At 60.8% G+C, this 1,478-nt stretch carries 1 protein-coding gene; it reads right to left on the bottom strand.

The features are described 5' to 3' along the window. Positions 1 to 11: 11 nt before the first annotated feature. Positions 12 to 1,358: an IS4 family transposase gene (locus C7411_RS36780; RefSeq protein WP_110389034.1), complete on the bottom strand. Its 1,347-nt coding sequence runs from the start codon at positions 1,356 to 1,358 to the stop codon at positions 12 to 14. Between the last annotated feature and the right edge of the window lie 120 nt (positions 1,359 to 1,478).

Below are 1,478 nucleotides of genomic sequence, written 5' to 3'. Positions count from 1 at the left end.
AAGGCATCTCGTTATACAGAAGTATCGTACCCGTCGCGCAGGATCTGGATGGTGATCACCGCATCCATGACGCGCTGCATGCCAATCCACAGTGTCTTCGCGCCGGGTTCACCGTCGCCCTTGCGTCCGAGGAATCCACCCAGTGATGCGATCATCCGTATCATCTGGTTAAGTGTCGGTGGCTTTTTCGGGCGGGGTTTCTTTGAGAGCACATGAGCGCCGTGTATCTCGTCAGCCTCAAAGAACAGCGAAGCATCCAGCTCCGGGCAGGTCCTGCCCAACCGCATGAGCCGTGCGATACGCCAGGACACCACCATATACAGCACAAGCGCCTTCTCCACGCGCTCCATCTGCGAGAGCTGCAACGTTTCAACCCGGCAGGCGTTCTTCAACACATTGAAGAACATCTCGATCTCCCACCTCGCGCGGTACCCGTCGATCAGTTCGGTGAGCGCATGCGCATCGGGCACTTCGCGGTTGCTCAGCAGGCGCCAGACGACGGGCTTCACGCCAGTGGGCGCATCCACTTCACATGCCTCAATGCAGCTCAGCTCGACGCCGCCGCGCCCGGGTAACGTCACGCGCTGTACACGCAGTTCCTGCTTCACTTCACGCGCCTTCTGGCCACCCCGCCCGGGCAGCACGAAGCTGATATGACCGAGCACCTCGCTCGCGTGTACCGTCTCCCACAGTTTTGCTTCGCCCTTGAGTGCGCGGTTGTGCTGGGAGCGGATCAGCCAGTCAGCCGGTTCGCCCAACTCCTGCGCACGCTGCATGAGCGCGGCGATATCACCCTCGCGATCGGCCACATATACCAGCCGCGTGCCCGGCATGGCTGCCGCCTGCTGCGCCACGATCTCATAACTTTCGATCCATCGAACGCTCTCGCATACGCCGCCACGCTGGCCGTTTTCGTCGCGCGGCTCGCGTGCCCACATCCAGGCGTTCATGACACCCAGCGCCTCGCGATCCGGTGTGACCGCATAGGTCGCGTGAAGATACATGCCCACCTGCGCTTCATAACTGAGCGGGCCGGCCCCCTCGATGTCCTGGCCGTTGAAGTTCAGCTCCGTCGTGTCAGCCACGCACAGGACTACCGGTAACTCGCCCATGCGCGCAGCGGTGCGCTCCCAGTGCGGCTGCATCATGTCGCGCCAGTCGATGTGCTCATTGCCCAGAAAGCGGTACGCCGCCATGGTCTCGGCCCAGCCCTCACAGGCACCCGGAATACTCGCCGTGGGACGCGCGGCAAACCGCTTCAGCAATTCCTTCGCCCGACGATCCCGCCTCGGGTCACCCAGATCCAGTGTTTCAAATTCCTCGTCCACCCACGCTCCCGGCTTATTACGAATCTGCATTCGAAAAGTCGAGAGTAAACGCGAAATTCTGGCAGTTAACAACCCCAATCACGCATGTTCATTGCTCAATGCGCTTTAGGACAAACGTCTGCTACTGCGCCACTTGTGTATAACGAGATG

Origin of the sequence: Paraburkholderia silvatlantica (genome assembly GCF_003096715.1) — a bacterium.
GTDB lineage: Bacteria > Pseudomonadota > Gammaproteobacteria > Burkholderiales > Burkholderiaceae > Paraburkholderia > Paraburkholderia silvatlantica.
Note: the sequence above shows the minus strand (reverse complement) of the source record. Positions and strands in the feature narration are given on the sequence as shown.

Excerpts from the sequence above, each read along its gene's own strand:
- C7411_RS36780 (WP_110389034.1), bottom strand. The coding sequence starts at position 1,358 with ATGCAGATTCGTAATAAGCCGGGAGCGTGGGTGGACGAGGAATTTGAA.